Source organism: Pseudomonas caspiana (assembly GCF_040224095.2).
Classification (GTDB): domain Bacteria; phylum Pseudomonadota; class Gammaproteobacteria; order Pseudomonadales; family Pseudomonadaceae; genus Aquipseudomonas; species Aquipseudomonas caspiana.
Genome location: NZ_CP167995.1, coordinates 3382448 through 3399868 on the forward strand (window position 1 = coordinate 3382448; position 17421 = coordinate 3399868).

Consider the following 17421-nt stretch of genomic DNA (forward strand, 5'->3'; position numbering starts at 1 on the left):
CACTGATGAACTTCTCTCAATTCTTTATTTCGCGTCCGATCTTCGCGGCGGTGCTGTCGCTGTTGATCCTGATCGCGGGCTCCATCTCACTGTTCCAGTTGCCGATCAGTGAATACCCTGAAGTTGTGCCACCCACCGTCGTCGTGCGCGCCAATTTCCCCGGCGCCAACCCCAAGGTTATCGGCGAAACTGTTGCCGCTCCTCTAGAGCAGGCAATTACCGGCGTAGAGAACATGCTGTACATGTCCTCGCAATCCACCGCTGACGGCAAAATCACCCTGACAATTACCTTCGCGCTGGGTACTGACCTGGATAACGCCCAGGTACAGGTTCAGAACCGGGTCACCCGGACCGAGCCGAAACTGCCTGAAGAAGTGACGCGCATCGGTATTACCGTGGACAAGGCGTCGCCCGATCTGACGATGGTGGTCCACTTGACCTCGCCGGATAAACGCTACGACATGCTGTACCTGTCCAACTACGCCATCCTCAACATCAAGGATGAGCTGGCTCGCCTTGGCGGTGTCGGTGACGTGCAATTGTTCGGTATGGGCGACTACTCGCTGCGGGTCTGGCTGGATCCCAACAAGACCGCTTCGCGCAATCTGACCGCAACCGATGTGGTCAACGCCATTCGCGAGCAAAACCGTCAGGTCGCTGCGGGCCAACTGGGCTCACCGCCCTCGCCCAGCGCCACCAGCTTCCAGATGTCGGTCAACACCCAAGGCCGTCTGGTCAGCGAAGAAGAATTCGAAAACATCGTGATTCGTTCCGGTGCCGACGGCGAGATCACTCGTCTGCGTGATGTCGCGCGTATCGAGCTGGGCTCCAACCAATATGCCTTGCGTTCACTGCTGGACAACCAGCCTGCTGTAGCGATCCCGATCTTCCAGCGCCCAGGCTCCAACGCCATCGACATCTCGAACGACGTTCGGGCGAAGATGACCGAACTGAAGCAGAACTTCCCGGAAGGCATGGATTTCAGCATCGTTTACGACCCGACGATCTTTGTTCGCGGCTCGATTGAAGCGGTTATTCATACCCTGTTCGAAGCGCTGATTCTGGTTGTGCTGGTCGTGATCCTGTTCCTGCAGACCTGGCGCGCCTCGATCATTCCATTGGCTGCGGTGCCTGTATCGCTGATCGGTACGTTCGCCGTAATGCACATGTTCGGCTTCTCGCTCAATGCGTTATCACTGTTCGGATTAGTATTGGCCATTGGTATCGTGGTCGACGACGCCATCGTGGTAGTGGAGAACGTCGAGCGAAACATCGGACTCGGTCTGAATCCCGTAGAAGCCACCAAGCGGGCCATGAAGGAAGTGACCGGACCGATCATCGCCACGGCGCTGGTGCTCTGCGCGGTGTTCATCCCGGCTGCGTTCATCTCCGGATTGACGGGGCAGTTTTACAAGCAGTTTGCGCTGACAATCGCGATTTCCACGGTGATTTCGGCCTTCAACTCCCTGACCCTTTCACCGGCATTGTCCGCCGTGCTGCTCAAGGCTCACGACGCGCCGAAAGATCGCTTCTCGCGCGGTCTGGACAAAATATTCGGGGGCTGGCTGTTCCGCCCGTTCAACCGTGTGTTCGAACGCGCCAGTAATAGCTACGTGGGCATCGTCGGTCGGGTGATCCGCAGCAGCGGTATTGCATTGGTGCTTTACGGCGGTTTGATGGTGCTGACTTACTTCGGCTTCGCCACCACACCGACTGGCTTCGTACCGCCGCAGGATAAACAGTATCTGGTGGCTTTCGCCCAGCTCCCGGACGCCGCCAGCCTGGACCGTACCGAAGACGTAATCAAACGCATGTCCGACATCGCCCTGAAACAGGATGGTGTGGAAAGTGCAGTAGCGTTCCCCGGCCTGTCCATCAACGGCTTCACCAACAGCCCGAACGCAGGCATCGTGTTCGTGACCCTCAAGCCTTTTGAGGATCGCAAAGACGCCAGCCTTTCAGCGGGTGCCATCGCAGGTGCATTGAACGGCAAGTTCGGTGATATTCAGGACGCCTACATGGCGATCTTCCCGCCGCCACCGGTACAAGGTCTGGGCACTATCGGCGGCTTCCGCCTGCAGATCGAAGACCGTGGCAACCTGGGTTACGACGAGCTCTATAAAGAGACGATGAATATCATCGCCAAGAGCCACAGCGTTCCGGAACTGGCTGGCCTGTTCACCAGCTACACAGTGAATGTGCCGCAGGTCGATGCTGCCATCGACCGTGAAAAAGCCAAGACTCACGGCGTGGCGATCAGCGATATCTTCGACACCCTGCAGGTTTACCTGGGCTCGCTGTACGCCAACGACTTCAACCGTTTCGGCCGCACCTATCAGGTCAACGTTCAGGCTGAACAACAGTTCCGTCAGGACGCCGACCAGATTGGTCAGCTCAAGGTACGCAACAATCTGGGTGAGATGATCCCGCTGGCGACCTTCATCAAGGTCAGCGACACCGCAGGTCCGGATCGGGTCATGCACTACAACGGTTTCATCACGGCAGAAATCAACGGCGCTGCCGCTCCGGGCTACAGCTCGGGCCAGGCTCAGGCCGCCGTGGAAAAACTGCTCAAGGACGAACTGCCTAATGGCATGACCTACGAGTGGACCGAGATTACGTACCAGCAAATCCTGTCGGGCAACACCGCGCTGCTGGTCTTCCCGCTCTGCGTTCTGCTGGCCTTCCTGGTGCTGGCTGCTCAGTACGAAAGCTGGAGCCTGCCACTGGCGGTGATCCTGATCGTACCGATGACACTGCTGTCGGCCATTACCGGGGTGATTCTGTCGGGTAGCGATAACAACATCTTTACCCAGATCGGACTGATCGTGCTGGTGGGACTGGCCTGTAAGAACGCGATCCTTATCGTCGAATTCGCCAAGGACAAGCAGACCGAAGGCATGTCGCCGCTGGAAGCCGTACTGGAAGCGTGCCGCCTGCGTCTGCGGCCGATTCTGATGACTTCCTTCGCGTTCATCATGGGTGTAGTGCCACTGGTGTTCTCCAGCGGCGCCGGTGCAGAAATGCGTCACGCCATGGGTGTAGCGGTGTTCTCGGGGATGCTCGGGGTGACCTTCTTCGGCCTGCTGCTGACACCGGTGTTCTACGTGCTGATTCGTAACTATGTAGAGCGCAAAGAGGCCCGCAAGGCGGCCAGGACACAGAGCGTGCAAAACCTGAACCCGGAGGCGCATTGATGAATTCGTTAAAGCTGTTCATGCCGAGCCTGCTGGTTTTGGCGCTGGCTGCATGTGCGGTCGGCCCTGATTACAAAGCTCCTGATACCGCAGCTGCCAAGGTCGCTTCGGCGACCGAGGGCAAGTTTGACCGCAGCCATCAGGAAACCGTCTGGTGGCAGCAGTTTGACGATCCAACCCTGAACCAGTTGGTTGCCAAATCGCTGAATGACAACCGCGAACTGCGCGTCGCGTTCGCCCGCCTCAAAGCAGCACGAGCAATCCGCGATGACGTCAGCAATGACGCCATGCCCGTGGTCACCAGCCGGGTCAGCAGTGATCTGGGAAAAGGCCAGCAACCAGGCATTACCGAACGCCGAGTCAGCAGTGAGCGTTACGATCTGGGCCTGGACATGGCCTGGGAGCTTGATCTGTTCGGCCGTATTCAGCGCGAGCTGGAAGCCAGCGAAGCCGATCAGGACGTTGCCGAAGCCAATCTGTATCAGCTTCAGGTCACCCTGACCGCCGAAGTGGTGGATGCCTACGGCCAACTGCGCGGGGCGCAGTTGCGTGAGGAAATTGCTCGAGAAAACCTGAAAAACCAACAGGAATCCCGCGGGGTTACAGCGCAACTGCGTGACGCCGGGGTAGGCAATGAGCTGGATGTCATGCGTGCCGATGCGCGCCTTGCGGCAGTCGAAGCGTCGGTTCCGCAATTGCAGGCCGAACAGGTTCGTCAGCGTAACCGCATCGCAACGTTGCTGGGCGAGCGTCCGGAAAGCCTGAGTGTCGACCTGAGCCCGGCAAAACTGCCGGCGATTGCCAAAGCGTTGCCTATTGGCGATCCGACCCAGGTGCTGCGTCAACGCCCGGACATTCGTGCGGCTGAACGTCAGTTGGCCTCCTCCACGGCCCGTATTGGTGTGGCAACGGCTGATTTGTTCCCTCGGGTCAGCCTGAGTGGTTTTCTGGGCTTTACCGCTGGCCGCGGGTCACAAATCGGCTCGTCAGCCGCCAGAGCCTGGTCGTTGGGGCCGAGCATTTCCTGGGCAGCTTTTGATCTAGGCAGTGTGCGGGCAAGGATTCGCGGTGCCGATGCTGACGCTGAAGGCGCGTTGGCTAACTATGAGCAGCAGGTACTGTTGGCGCTGGAGGAGTCGGAAAACGCATTCAGCGATTACGACAAACGTCAGCAACGTCTGGTTTCGCTGATTCGTCAGAGTGAAGCGAGTCGTGCTGCGGCCAATCTCGCGTCGATCCAATACCGCGAAGGCACCGCAGACTTCCTGGTGCTGTTGGACGCCGAGCGCGAACGTCTGGCGGCCGAGGATTCACAGGCTCAGGCCGAGATCGATCTGTACCACGGCATCGTCGCTATCTATAAAGCACTGGGCGGAGGCTGGCAGCCACAGGCTTGATGGATTGACTGCTTGAACCATTAAGCCCCGCTCCTCCTGGACTGCGGGGCTTTTTGGTGTCTGGCGTTTAGTGATTCCTGTGTGCATATCCGTTTCTGCGGTCACGGATATGTACACAAGTAACTCTATGGAAGAACCCGTCGTTACCCCACCCATTCAACATCGATCGTTTGACACCAAGCCGTCGCTCCACGAAGCTGCAAGCCGTAAAGAAATGGATATCGGTATGCTCATGCCTGTTCGAGGCTTTTTTTCAAAAACAAAGGCCCGCCGCCGTATAACACTGATCGCCGGGGTAATCCTGATCGCATTGATCGGCGCCGTTTACCTGGGTCGCCAGTGGTCAACCCCGCCTGCCCCGCCGGTACTCAGCCAGACTTACAGCGAGGCCGTGGAGCTGGCGCACAACGGCAAACCGGGTGCGGCCCGGGTCCTCTATCAGCACCTTGCCCGCAACGACCTCTCCGATATTCGTCGCGCCAGCCTGCTTGCCGAACTCGCCAACTACCCGAGCCCTCAAGCACTGAAACTGCTCGATGCTGCGCTGCAGAATGACTCAACACTCGTGCGTGAGGCAGCCATTGAGGTCACCACAAAAATGCTGCCCGACGGCAAACGCAGCATTTTGCTGGGACCATTGCTTGAAGATCCCGAAACATCGGTTCGCTTTGCCGCCACCATGGCCCTGCTCGATCTGTCGCCTGACGAGCTAGGTCTGTATTTCGCAGCGTTGCAGCACAGCGTCGACCTGTACATGGCAAGCCTTAAGGCTCAGCCCCCCACCGGCAGCAGTCAGTTGCAACTGGCTCGATTACTCGCGCACAGCGGTGACGGTCCGGCTGCGCTGGCTGCTCTGCAAGTCGCAATGGATCTGGAGCCAAAAAATCTGGATGCCTCCATCGCTTATCTCGAACAACTCGACCAACAAGGGCAAACCGAGCAAGCGCGTCAATTGCTGGGTCGGCTTCTGACCCAGCACCCAAACTCATCGAGGCTTCAACACGCTCTTGGAATGTGGCTGCTCGATCATGATCAGACCGAGTATGCGTTGCTGGCACTGGCCAAAGCTGTTGAGCTGGAACCTGACAACACTGATTACCGATATGACCTGGCCGTGGCACTTCACGACCTTGAGCAATTGGAGGCAGCGCAAAAACAATTGGCTGAAATCCTCCAACGCCAGCCAGCCAACCGCCAGGCTCGGGTGTTATTGATTCGATACTGGAAGGAAACCGGGCAGTTGCAAAACGTACAGATATTGCAAGCCGAGCTTGAGCAACAAAACCCTGACGATCCGGCACTACAGCAGGGACTCTAGCCAAAAAAATGCAGCTTCAAGGCGAAAAATTGTGTAGTTCCCCGAACGCTTAATATCAGAAATAACTTACAAGCGAATTCATCTGATAAGACGAAGCGAGTAGCGTCATCAAAAACTCAGGACATCCATACCGCTAGTTAATTGCATCAAAAGTATTTTCTAACTCAAAAAAAACGTGCATGATTTACACGCTACTGATTACAACTACCTTTTTTCATCGAAATGAAAACGACAGGAAGCGCTAAACTCACCGGAGAAAAATACGCCCCTTGGTTCCCTGACGGACAATCGACTGCGCGTAACTCCCGAGCATCTTGTCTTATCGTTTTTTGACGCTGGTAACAGCCAATCACCGTTGGAGTATGTTATTTGTCCAGACTTGCCGAGTTTCGCGCAGCAGAAAAAGCCCTTCAGGAACAGCTCGCCCAGCTGGAGTCCTTGAAGAATGATGCAGGCCTGAAAAAGGAAATCGAGTTCGAACAGAAGCTTCAGGCTCTGATGAGCACGTACGACAAGGGTCTGCGCGACATCATCACGATTCTCGACCCTAAAGGCTCGTCCTCTCTGCCCGCTGCTGCTGGGCCAAAGCGCCGTCGTGCAAGAGTCGTCAAGGTCTATCAGAATCCTCACACCGGTGAGCTGATCGAGACCAAAGGTGGCAACCACCGTGGCCTGAAATCCTGGAAAGAGCAATACGGCGTTGATACCGTCGACTCATGGCTTCGCGCCTGATCGAGTTCTTTCAGTATAAAAAAGCCCTGCCCTTGCAGGGTTTTTTTATGCGAGCGACAACTCTCTGACGCCAGATATAATTCATTGGCATTAATCGACTTATCATTTTTGCACTGCCGTACAACTTCGTTCAACCTCAGTTAGGACAGGCTCTCGAGCGACTACTACTGACGTCGCCCAGAGATATCTATCTATATGCCTAATTCACAACGTTGATGAGCTTGCATATGCCAATCCGAGATCAGCAGCAATCATGACTAATAACAACCAGCATTATCGTAGAAAGTTGTCAGAATATTCCGATATGTATAAGTACGGACGTTCCAGATTTTTCTCACAGGCTTCACGTTTTTTTCACAGCGGGTCTTCCAAGATGAAGGCCGCTAAAGGATTAGCGCCCCATGCCCGCTTCGGCGGGCTTCTTTTTGCCTGAAATTCACAGTGTGCAGCGGTTACTGGCCAGACCCAAGCCGCAGCGTGTTGCGGATCTGCAGGGCTTCATCCTTGGTCGCGGCGTAACCAGCAGCCGAACCTGCGTACGACAGCGACCAGGCAGTATCAGCCGTCGCAGCCGCGACGAGCGTCTGAGTCATCACGTGCACCCCGTTCTGGGTGATCGTACAGCTCGTCTCAAGTGCAGGAATCTTACTGAGCTCGGTCGGGTGTATTCGGGTACACACGCTCTGGAAACCGCTGCGGGCAAAATTGACCTGCACGGCTTTACGCATCTCCAGTAACACCCCTTCAACGTTGACCTGGTGACCCGAGGCCAGACGCGACTCAGTCAACTCCATGACCATGACCGGATTGCCCGCCTGATCATTTTTCGCGGCTCGCTGCCTGGACTGCAGCGAAGACTGGCCCGAACCTGATTGCTGTGCGGTCAGGTCTTCCACTTGCCAGCCACTGGGCCAGATGATGACCGCATCAGTTGCATGAGCGATGCCTGCAACCAGCGTCAGGCAAAAACCAATGAATGAATATTTGTATCGCGGGTCAATCATGGGCGGCGTCACCGAAGTACATAAAAATCGTCACCGAAGCGCGTAAGCAACGAAGTCTGCCCGCCACGCTCATCAGGAACAAGGGCCAGCACACTTCAATTGCTTCGAGATTTGGCTTCGGCGCAGGTGGCCCGTATCATTTACACCTATAGAAGACCTCAACCGGAGATATCCATGAGCCTGCAAGACCTTAATACCTTCCCTGGCGTGACCGCACAGCCAGAGGTGGCGACCCGGCAATTCGTGTTCAACCACACCATGCTGAGGGTCAAGGACATCACCGCATCACTGGACTTCTACACCCGCGTACTGGGTTTCAGTCTCGTTGAGAAGCGCGACTTTCCTGAGGCCGAGTTCAGCCTTTACTTCCTGGCTTTGGTGGACAAAAGCCAGATTCCGGCTGACGACGCCGCCCGGAACGTGTGGATGAAGTCGATCCCGGGGATCCTCGAACTGACGCATAACCACGGCACCGAAAAAGATCCAGAGTTCGCCTATCACAATGGCAACACCGACCCTCGCGGCTTTGGTCACATCTGCATTTCCGTGCCGGACGTGCATGTTGCTTGCGAGCGCTTTGAAGCGCTGGGCGTGGACTTTCAGAAACGCCTGGCTGACGGCCGCATGAACAGCCTGGCGTTCATCAAGGATCCGGATGGCTACTGGGTCGAGATTATCCAGCCAACGCCGCTGTAATCCACACAAGCAAAAAGGGCCTCATGGATATCATGAGGCCCTTTTTTATTGCCCGAGCATTAGTCCTCAGGCTGGCGCCGAGGTCCGGATCAGGTGATCAAATGCGCTGAGAGAAGCCTTGGCACCCTCCCCCAAAGCAATGATGATCTGCTTGTAAGGTGTGGTGGTCACGTCACCCGCAGCGAAGATTCCGGGAATGGACGTTTCACCGCGTGAATCCACAACGATTTCCCCGCGTGGCGACAGCTCGATGCTGCCTTTGAGCCAATCGGTGTTAGGCAGCAGGCCGATCTGCACGAAAATACCTTCCAGCTCTACCGCGACTTCTTCGCCGTTCACGCGGTTCTTGTAGCGCAGGCCGTTGACCTTCTGCTCGTCACCGGTCACTTCAGTGGTCTGCGCGTTGGTGATGACCGTTACATTCGGCAAGCTGGTCAGCTTGCGCTGCAGTACGGCATCAGCGCGCAATTGCACATCAAATTCAAGCAGCGTGACGTGAGCCACGATACCCGCCAGGTCGATGGCCGCTTCGACACCGGAGTTACCACCACCGATCACCGCGACACGCTTGCCTTTGAACAGCGGACCGTCGCAGTGCGGGCAGTAAGCCACGCCCTTGTTGCGATATTGCTGCTCGCCCGGAACGTTCATCTCCCTCCAGCGTGCGCCAGTGGCGAGGATAACTGTCTTGGCCTTCAGGCTCGCGCCGCTTGCGAACTTCACTTCGTGCAGTGCGCCGTCTTTACCAGCAATCAGTTGATCTGCGCGCTGCAGATTCATGATGTCTACTTCGTATTGCTTGACGTGCTCTTCAAGGGCAACGGCGAGCTTCGGACCTTCTGTGTGTTGCACGGAAATGAAGTTCTCGATCGCCATGGTGTCCAGCACCTGGCCGCCGAAGCGCTCCGCCGCCACACCGGTACGAATACCTTTGCGGGCTGCATAGACAGCCGCTGCGGAACCGGCCGGACCGCCGCCAACGACCAACACGTCGAAAGCGTCTTTGGCGTTGAGTTTCTGTGCCTGACGATCACCAGCACCGGTGTCGATCTTGGCCAGAATTTCTTCAAGGCCCATGCGGCCCTGACCAAACAGCTCGCCGTTCAGGTAGATACTCGGTACCGACATGATGTGCCGGTCGGTAACTTCGTCCTGAAACAGCGCGCCATCAATAGCGACGTGCTTGATGTTCGGGTTCAGCACCGCCATCAGGTTCAGAGCCTGGACGACATCCGGGCAGTTCTGGCAAGACTGGGAAAAATAGGTTTCGAACAAGAACTCGCCTTCAAGAGCGCGAATCTGCTCGATAGTGTCCGCACTGGACTTGGATGGGTAGCCACCGACTTGCAGCAGCGCCAGTACCAGCGAGGTGAATTCATGGCCCATCGGGATGCCGGCAAATCGCAGGCTGATGTTTTGTCCCGGGCTGTTAAGCGAGAACGACGGAGTACGCACGTCGGTGCCGCTGTCATTGAGGGTGATGTCTTTCGAAACACTGATCACGTCATTAAGCAACGCCAGCATTTCCTGGGATTTCGCGCCGTCATCGAGGGACGCGACGATCTCGACCGGGCGGGTAACCCGTTCCAGGTAAGACTTCAGCTGCGCTTTAAGATTGGCGTCCAACATGCGGGCGATTCCTTTTTGCTGTAGTAGAAAAAACAACGCCCAGGCGATAGTCGCCCGGGCGTTTTTGGGGCGATGCGGTTTACTTGCTTAAGAGCTCAACGCCCCTAGCCGACTTACGCGACTTGGATGCATGCAGCTTAGATCTTGCCGACCAGGTCCAAAGATGGAGCCAGAGTGGCTTCGCCTTCTTTCCATTTAGCCGGGCAAACTTCGCCTGGGTGAGCAGCTACGTATTGAGCGGCTTTGACTTTGCGCAGCAACTCGGAAGCGTCACGGCCTACACCACCGTCGTTCAGTTCAACGATTTTGATCTGACCTTCAGGGTTGATCACGAAAGTGCCGCGGTCAGCCAGACCGGCTTCTTCGATCAGAACGTCGAAGTTACGGGACAGGATGTGAGTTGGGTCGCCGATCAATGGGTACTGGATTTTGCCAATGGCTGGCGAAGTGTTGTGCCAGGCAGCGTGGGCAAAGTGGGTGTCAGTCGACACGCCGTAGATTTCAACGCCGAGCTTTTTGAAGTCAGCGTAGTTGTCAGCGAGGTCTTCCAGTTCGGTCGGGCATACGAAGGTGAAGTCTGCTGGGTAGAAGAAGACGACAGACCATTTGCCTTTGAAGTCAGCTTCAGACACGTCTACGAAAGAGCCGTTCTGGAATGCAGTGGCTTTGAACGGTTTTACCTGGCTGTTGATGATAGGCATCGGTGAATCTCCTAGTGGGTTGTTAATTCGATGAAACGGAGCTTACGCATAATGACCTATGCAAGCTCATTGGCAAACCTCATGCGCACGATTGGTTTTGACTATAACGGCGGCTTATTAATAGAAGGAATTGGAATGCCTGACCGAGGATGCCCGTCTTCAACTGGCAAACACTAGCCTGTAGGAGCGCACGAGCCACGCGAGGCCGCGATAGCGGTGACCAGACAAACAGAGATCGCGGGCTAGCGAGGCTCGTGCGCTCCTACGGTTAATAAAATTCAACTCGATATAACGCTTTAAATAGTATGTAATTACAGGGTACATACCACAGTATGAAATAAAGGCGAACGAAATGGCTCGGGGCGGCGTCAACAAAGCATTGGTACAGACAGCACGACTGGCATTGATGGCCCGTGGCGAGCACCCGAGCATCGATTCGGTACGTATTGAAATGGGCAACACCGGCTCCAAGACCACGATTCATCGCTATCTGAAAGAGCTAGATGCAGCCGACCGGACAGGTACAGCCCCGGCCGATATTAACGATGAGCTAACCGAACTGGTGACTCGCCTCGCCCAACGCCTGCAAGGTCAGGCACAAGAAACGATAAATACGGCGCAGTCGCGCTTCGACGCAACTTGCCATCAGCAGAATGAAGAGTTAAAGCAGATTCAAAATCAGCTAGCGGAGATCACCAGCCGCCTGACGCGCAAAACCGACCAGCTAAAAGAGCAAACCGCAACGCTGCACGCCACCCGCGAGCGACTCCAGATTGAGCAAACCAACAACGCCCGCCTGACTCAAGCCAATCTGGACATGACGACCCGGCTACAGGAGAAAGACGAGCAAATCCGCTCCCTGGAAGAGAAAAACCTGCATGCCCGCGAATCTGCAAAAGACCAGCACGAGCAGGCACAGCGTCGGTATGAAGAGCACACTCGCCAGTTACAGACTGAACTGCGCCAGACGCAACAGAGCGCCACGCAGCATCAGACGGAAGTCACCCGGCTTACTCGGGACAATGAACGCCTGCTAGCTGAAAGCCGCAGCGCTCAACGGGAACTCGAAAAGCAGAATGGCCATCTGGAAAAAATCACTGCTCGGGCGGCGAGTGCAAATGAGCAGTTTCAACACTCGGAAACGCGTTGTGCCTTGCTTGAAGAGCGCGCCCGCACGGCACAACAGGAAGCCGCGGACGCTCGCCAGCAACTGACCGATCAGTTGCAGCAAAACCGCGTAGTGGAACTGATTTTGATCAAGACCGAACTGGCCCTTGAAAATTTGCGGGCAGCACACGCGAAAAGCGCGACGCCTCCAGACCTGCCTGCTGATCAGGACTGATCTCGGCGCTCGAGCATGGTCCGCACACGCAATGCCAATTGATCGACCGTGAAGGGCTTTGTCATCATCTCCATTCCACACCCCAGAAAATCCCCTTGCACCTGGGCCTCGGGAGCGTAGCCGGTGATAAACAGTACGCGTAGCTCAGGTCGATACTGTCTGGCTATCTCCGCAAGCTGACGACCATTCAAGCCCGGCAGCCCCACATCACTGACGAGCAAGTCGATACGCTCACCTCCCTGCAGATACGGCAACGCGGCCTTGCTGTCACAGGCCTCCAGAGTTGAATAACCCAACTCCTGCAACACATCGACAACCAGCATTCGCACCGGCTCTTCGTCTTCGACCACCAGCACCCGCTCACCATTGACGGCGCGCGGAGCCTCCAGACCCTCGACACTTACCGGCCTGCGCTCTGGCAGATCACGATGACAAGGCAAGTAAAGATGCACGACCGTGCCCTGCCCCTCAGCGCTATCAATCAACACATGCCCTCCGGTCTGCTTCACAAAACCGTAGACCATCGACAGGCCAAGCCCGGTTCCCTGCCCAATAGGCTTGGTGGTGAAGAAAGGATCGAAAGCACGATCCAGGACGTCATCAGGCATACCCGAACCGCTGTCGTGAACACTCAGGCGCACATACTCACCGTCCGATACATCGCCAGACCTGGCTTCAACGCTGACATGCTCACTGGTGATCGTAAGGAGTCCACCATCAGGCATCGCATCCCGGGCATTTATCACCAGGTTCAACAGGGCATTTTCAAGCTGATGTTCGTCGGTATTGGTCCGATGCAAGCCATCGCTCAGCTCGATCCGCAACTCAATACTTTCGCCGATGGTTCGCGCTAAAAGCTCCTGCATCGACGTCACCATCTGGTTGACATCGACAGCAGTGGTATTGAGTGATTGCCGACGAGCGAAAGCCAGGAGACGATGAGTCAGAGCAGCGGCCCGGTTGGCAGACGTCATGGCCGCGCTGATGTAGCGATCAATCTCCCCCGCTCGACCAGCAGCAATGCGTCGCTGCATGAGGTCGAGAGCGCCTAGCACGCCGGTGAGCATATTGTTGAAGTCGTGGGCAATCCCACCGGTCAGCTGACCTATTGCATCCATTTTTTGCGCGTGGCGCAGCGTCTCTTCTGCCTGTGCGCGCTCAGCCATTTCTATTTGCAGCAGTTCATTGATACTGGCCAGTTCACGGGTACGCTCGGCGACTCGCAACTCGAGACTTTCATTGAGTTCGCGAAGCGCCTCCTCGGCATTGACCTGGGCCGTAATGTCGGTGTGGGTGCCGAGCCAGTGGGTAATGTGTCCGTGCTCATCACGAATCGGCAAGGCCCGGGCCAGAAACCAGCTATAAGTGCCGTCCTTGCCACGCAACGGGAAGGTGTCTTCCCAGATGGACCCCGTTGCAAAACAATGCATCAACCGAGCCGTCACCCGATCCACATGCTCGGCGTGATGAACAGAGCGCCAGCCCAGTGCGCGCATGGCTTCCAGAGACGCGCCGGTATAGTCGTACCAGCGCTCGTTGTACCAATAAATGTTGCCCGCTGAATCCGCAGTCCATGCCAGTTGACTCATGTTGTCAGCAAGACTGCGAAACTGCCGCTCACTCTCAAGTAACGCATCAATGTTGCGCATGGGACCTATATCTTGCTCATCGAAGGTCAATGGCATCGCCGCCCAATAGTGTTGACTGCTCATCGCAGGTGTCCTTCCTGGAATAGATTATCAACCCGGCCTTCATCCTGAATCCCGGGTACAACGTGATTTTCGCGCAGAGTGCTTAACGATCCACCGGCGAGCGCATGGTAACGAACTCTTCAGCGAGCGTCGGATGCACCCCGACCGTGTCGTCGAACTGGCGCTTGGTCGCGCCAGCCTTGAGCGCAATGGCCAACCCCTGAATGATCTCACCGGCTTCCGGGCCAACCATGTGGCAGCCAAGCACTACATCTGTTTTGGCGTCTACGACCAACTTCATCACCGTACGCTCCTGATTGTCAGTCAGGGTCAGTTTCATAGGGCGGAAACGGCTTTCGAAGATGCGCACCTCATGGCCTGCCTTCTGCGCGTCTTCTTCGGTAAGGCCAACAGTGCCAATGTTCGGCAAACTGAAAACAGCAGTCGGAATATGCGCATAATCCACAGCACGAAAATCTTGCGGCTTGAACAAGCGCCGGGCAACAGCCATGCCTTCAGCCAGCGCCACAGGCGTCAGTTGAACCCGACCGATCACATCGCCGATAGCCAGGATTGAAGGCTCGCTGCTTTGGTAGTTGTCATCAACCTCGACAAAGCCATTTTTATCGAGCTTGACGTTGACATGCTCCAGGCCCAGGTTGTCGAGCATAGGCCTGCGCCCGGTGGCGTAGAAAACGCAATCGGTATTCACTTGCTCGCCATTCTTTAGGAACAGTTGAAGACTGCCATCGGCTTGTTTCTCGATGCGCTCGATATCCGCGTTGAAACGCACATCCATGCCGCGCTTGACCAGCTCTTCATGCAAGTGGCTGCGCACACTGCCATCGAAACCGCGAAGGAACATCTCGCCGCGGTACATCAGCGCGGTATCAGCACCAAGACCGTGAAAAATCGACGCGAATTCAACCGCGATATACCCGCCGCCAACGACCACAATACGCTTTGGAAGCTGCTTGAGATGAAACGCTTCATTAGAGGTTATCGCATGCTCGCGACCGGGAATGTCCGGGACCTGCGGCCAGCCACCGGTAGCGATCAGGATATGTTCGGCACTGTAAGTCTGGCCGTTGACCTCAACCTCGTGCGGGCCCTTGAGCATGGCATGCCCTTCCAGTAGCGTTACGCCACTGTTGACCAGCAAATTACGGTAGATACCGTTCAGGTGCTCAATCTGTCGATCTTTGTTTGCGATCAACGTCGCCCAGTCAAAGCCAGGTTCACCGGTCGACCAGCCGAAGCTTTTGGCTTGCTCAAAATCCTCGGCGTAATGGGCACCATAAACCAGTAATTTCTTCGGCACGCAGCCCACATTGACGCAGGTACCACCCAGATAACGGCTCTCGGCTACCGCCACGCGCGCACCAAAACCAGCAGCAAAACGTCCGGCGCGCACGCCGCCAGAACCGGCACCGATTACAAAGAGGTCGAAGTCGTAAGCCATGTAAATCTCCTAAAGCAGAGGTACAGCATATCAGCCAGAAACGACAAAGCCACCCGAAGGTGGCTTTGTCCTACAAGCAAGTCTGAGGAGGCCTCAGAGACTTAGCTGCCTTTCTTGTAGAAATGCTCGAAGCAGAAGTTGGTTGCTTCGATATAACCTTCTGCGCCGCCGCAGTCAAAACGGGTGCCTTTGAATTTGTAAGCCAGCACGTTGCCTTCTGCTGCCTGCTTCATCAATGCGTCGGTGATCTGGATTTCTCCACCCTTGCCCGGCTCAGTAGCTTCGATTTTCGCGAAGATATCTGGCGTCAGGATGTAACGGCCAATAATTGCGAGGTTGGACGGTGCGTCCTCAGGCTTCGGCTTCTCAACCATGTCAGTGACACGGAACAGGCCTGGCTTGATTTCTTCACCTGCAATCACGCCGTACTTCTGCGTTTCGTTGGCAGGTACTTCCTGAATGGCAACGATCGAGCAACCGTAGTGCTTGTGCAGCTTGACCATCTGCGCCAGCACGCCTTCGCCTTCCAGATTTACACACAGGTCATCCGCGAGCACTACGGCAAAGGCTTCATTACCAATCAGCGGACGACCGCTGAGGATCGCATGACCCAGACCTTTCATTTCGGTCTGGCGAGTGTAGGAAAAGCTGCACTCGTCGATCAGTTTGCGAATACCAACCAGGTACTTTTCCTTGTCGGTGCCCTTGATCTGGGTTTCCAGCTCGTAGCTGATGTCGAAATGGTCTTCCAGCGCGCGCTTACCACGGCCGGTAACAATGGAAATTTCGTTAAGGCCTGCAGCAAGAGCTTCTTCCACGCCGTATTGGATCAGTGGCTTGTTGACCACTGGCAGCATCTCTTTAGGCATGGCTTTGGTCGCTGGCAAAAAGCGAGTGCCGTAACCGGCTGCGGGGAACAAGCATTTCTTGATCATAAAAGTCCTTTATAAGGGCTGGTGGCGTTAGCGGCGCAGTCTAATCAGGCGGCGATCACCTTACAATGCCCCGCCTCTGGCCTTTCGATGCCATGGTAGAGGAATCCTCGAGCAGATAGTTCCACTCGATTGCAGATTTTAAAAACATCGGAGCGCACCCAAACAACCAACGGCAGGTATGCCGCAAGAGCTTCAAGCCCTTGACAGCAACCTTGTCTGGAGAGGAGAACCCAACGGTTTCAACCTGCACTGAAAGCCGTATACCAGCGTAGTCCAATGCCATGCGATGCGCAGGATTATCCCCCACAGCACAGGAGACAGCCGCACAGGTGGCGACTTATGATGTGCCGCTCCCGCCCCCTTACCCACGAGATTGCTGCAATGTCACAAGTGAAAAATGTAAACGGCTACTTGATCAAAAAACTTCAGGATGGCCAGTGGTGGGCGTGCTCGGCTGAAGGTGAAGCCATCGCGGGACCATTTATAAGCGAAGAAGCCGCGATTGAAGTTGCAGCCGTCTTGCAGGACCAGCCGAAAGCCGCACGCCGACGCTCCTGAAACAAAGGCCACTGAAATCGCTGAATGATGTCGGAACGATGGCTTTATCGGTGAGTCATACCACCAGCGACGCTTGAACCCACCTACGCCCTTTGAAGAAGTACCAAGACATGATCAAAGTTTTGTCCATTATCGTTGTACTGGGCCTTACTGGCTGCGCGACGGCCTCCAACACTTACTTGAAAAATGGCAAGCAGGGACTGAACATCGACTGCTCCGGCGAAGCCATGTCATGGGCCAGTTGTTACGAAAAAGCAGACGCATCCTGCGCGGGCACCGGCTATGAAATCATCGGCACCGATGGCACGCCACGCCTGCCGGAAACTGACAAGACTTTAGGCGCCGATGTAGGCAACTACAAAAACCGCAGCGTGCTGGTGGTGTGCAAGTAAAACGGATCAGCCCGAGATACAGAACGTCGCAGCATGCTGCACATCCTTGGGCCGGATCGGCATGTTCGACAATCGCTCGTAAACCTTGATCGAGCTGCCGCCTGAACGGTTTTCCACATCCAGAACCGCAGCCGGGTCCTTGCTGAACTTCTGCGCCACGATCACACGCAAGCCGTCATGATGAGGTTCAATCAGCGGCGGCTTGCGGCTGTCGGCAATCTTGCCAACAAAACACTCGGTATATTCCTTGGGAGATTTGCCAGACATCACGTTCATGGTTGCTGGGGTATGTTCGATATCTGCGACGGTGGCACAGCCAGTCATCGCCAGAGCCAAAATTACGACAGCCAATTTCATACAATCCTCC

The 17421-nt window shown here is 55.8% G+C and carries 14 protein-coding genes and 1 pseudogene; 8 read left to right on the forward strand and 7 right to left on the reverse strand.

Features of this window, described 5'->3' with window-relative positions; genetic code table 11:
• The first annotated feature begins 5 nt into the window (after positions 1–5).
• The 4 genes from ABRP31_RS15470 (at position 6) to ABRP31_RS15485 (ending at position 6644) form a co-directional block, all read left to right on the forward strand.
• Positions 6–3197, forward strand: coding sequence for an efflux RND transporter permease subunit (locus ABRP31_RS15470; RefSeq protein WP_349969202.1), 3192 nt, complete (start codon positions 6–8; stop codon positions 3195–3197).
• Positions 3197–4594 carry an efflux transporter outer membrane subunit gene (locus ABRP31_RS15475; RefSeq protein ID WP_087264090.1) on the forward strand — a complete coding sequence of 466 codons (1398 nt, stop codon included), beginning with the start codon at positions 3197–3199 and terminating at the stop codon, positions 4592–4594. Before ABRP31_RS15470 ends, ABRP31_RS15475 begins: the two co-directional genes overlap by 1 nt.
• A gap of 226 nt (positions 4595–4820) precedes the next feature.
• Positions 4821–5912 carry a tetratricopeptide repeat protein gene (locus ABRP31_RS15480; protein WP_349969204.1) on the forward strand — a complete coding sequence of 364 codons (1092 nt, stop codon included), beginning with the start codon at positions 4821–4823 and terminating at the stop codon, positions 5910–5912.
• A gap of 369 nt (positions 5913–6281) precedes the next feature.
• Entirely contained in the window at positions 6282–6644 is a 363-nt protein-coding gene (locus ABRP31_RS15485; RefSeq protein WP_027901819.1) for a histone-like nucleoid-structuring protein, MvaT/MvaU family, read from the forward strand.
• A gap of 452 nt (positions 6645–7096) precedes the next feature.
• On the opposite strand, the gene ABRP31_RS15490 is transcribed toward ABRP31_RS15485, so the two are convergent.
• The gene (locus ABRP31_RS15490) at positions 7097–7648 is read right to left on the reverse strand and encodes a DUF4946 domain-containing protein (RefSeq protein WP_349969206.1); all 552 of its coding nucleotides are present in this window, start codon (positions 7646–7648) and stop codon (positions 7097–7099) included.
• Between the two features lie 174 nt (positions 7649–7822).
• Between ABRP31_RS15490 and gloA the strand changes: the two genes are divergently transcribed.
• Positions 7823–8344, forward strand: a complete 522-nt coding sequence (gene gloA / locus ABRP31_RS15495) for a lactoylglutathione lyase (RefSeq protein ID WP_087264085.1) — start codon at positions 7823–7825, stop codon at positions 8342–8344.
• Between the two features lie 66 nt (positions 8345–8410).
• Here gloA and ahpF read toward each other — a convergent pair whose 3' ends face one another.
• Positions 8411–9973 (reverse strand): alkyl hydroperoxide reductase subunit F, encoded by a 1563-nt coding sequence (gene ahpF / locus ABRP31_RS15500; protein WP_349969209.1) that lies wholly within the window; start codon positions 9971–9973, stop codon positions 8411–8413.
• A 137-nt stretch (positions 9974–10110) separates the two neighbouring features.
• Positions 10111–10674 (reverse strand): alkyl hydroperoxide reductase subunit C, encoded by a 564-nt coding sequence (ahpC, locus tag ABRP31_RS15505; RefSeq protein WP_027902690.1) that lies wholly within the window; start codon positions 10672–10674, stop codon positions 10111–10113.
• Between the two features lie 352 nt (positions 10675–11026).
• On the opposite strand from ahpC, the gene ABRP31_RS15510 reads away from it, so the two are divergent.
• A complete protein-coding gene (locus tag ABRP31_RS15510; protein WP_349969213.1) occupies positions 11027–12016 on the forward strand; it encodes a DNA-binding protein in 990 nt (329 codons plus the stop codon).
• Here ABRP31_RS15510 and ABRP31_RS15515 read toward each other — a convergent pair.
• From ABRP31_RS15515 to galU, 3 genes and pseudogenes are all read right to left on the reverse strand, one after another.
• Positions 12007–13665 (reverse strand): annotated as a pseudogene (locus ABRP31_RS15515) (ATP-binding protein); the annotation flags it as partial. The gene ABRP31_RS15510 and the pseudogene ABRP31_RS15515 sit on opposite strands and share 10 nt — an antisense overlap.
• A gap of 145 nt (positions 13666–13810) precedes the next feature.
• Entirely contained in the window at positions 13811–15169 is a 1359-nt protein-coding gene (gene gorA, locus ABRP31_RS15520; RefSeq protein ID WP_349969215.1) for a glutathione-disulfide reductase, read from the reverse strand.
• Positions 15170–15270: 101 nt separating this feature from the next.
• A complete protein-coding gene (gene galU, locus ABRP31_RS15525; RefSeq protein WP_087264076.1) occupies positions 15271–16104 on the reverse strand; it encodes a UTP--glucose-1-phosphate uridylyltransferase GalU in 834 nt (277 codons plus the stop codon).
• Positions 16105–16485: 381 nt separating this feature from the next.
• Between galU and ABRP31_RS15530 the strand changes: the two genes are divergently transcribed.
• Together ABRP31_RS15530 and ABRP31_RS15535 are read left to right on the forward strand one after the other, a co-directional pair.
• Positions 16486–16662 (forward strand): hypothetical protein, encoded by a 177-nt coding sequence (locus ABRP31_RS15530; RefSeq protein ID WP_167384293.1) that lies wholly within the window; start codon positions 16486–16488, stop codon positions 16660–16662.
• Positions 16663–16772: 110 nt separating this feature from the next.
• Positions 16773–17054, forward strand: coding sequence for a hypothetical protein (locus ABRP31_RS15535; protein ID WP_087264074.1), 282 nt, complete (start codon positions 16773–16775; stop codon positions 17052–17054).
• 6 nt (positions 17055–17060) lie between these two features.
• On the opposite strand, the gene ABRP31_RS15540 is transcribed toward ABRP31_RS15535, so the two are convergent.
• Positions 17061–17411: a hypothetical protein gene (locus ABRP31_RS15540; RefSeq protein ID WP_087264072.1), complete on the reverse strand. Its 351-nt coding sequence runs from the start codon at positions 17409–17411 to the stop codon at positions 17061–17063.
• Positions 17412–17421: the final 10 nt, after the last annotated feature.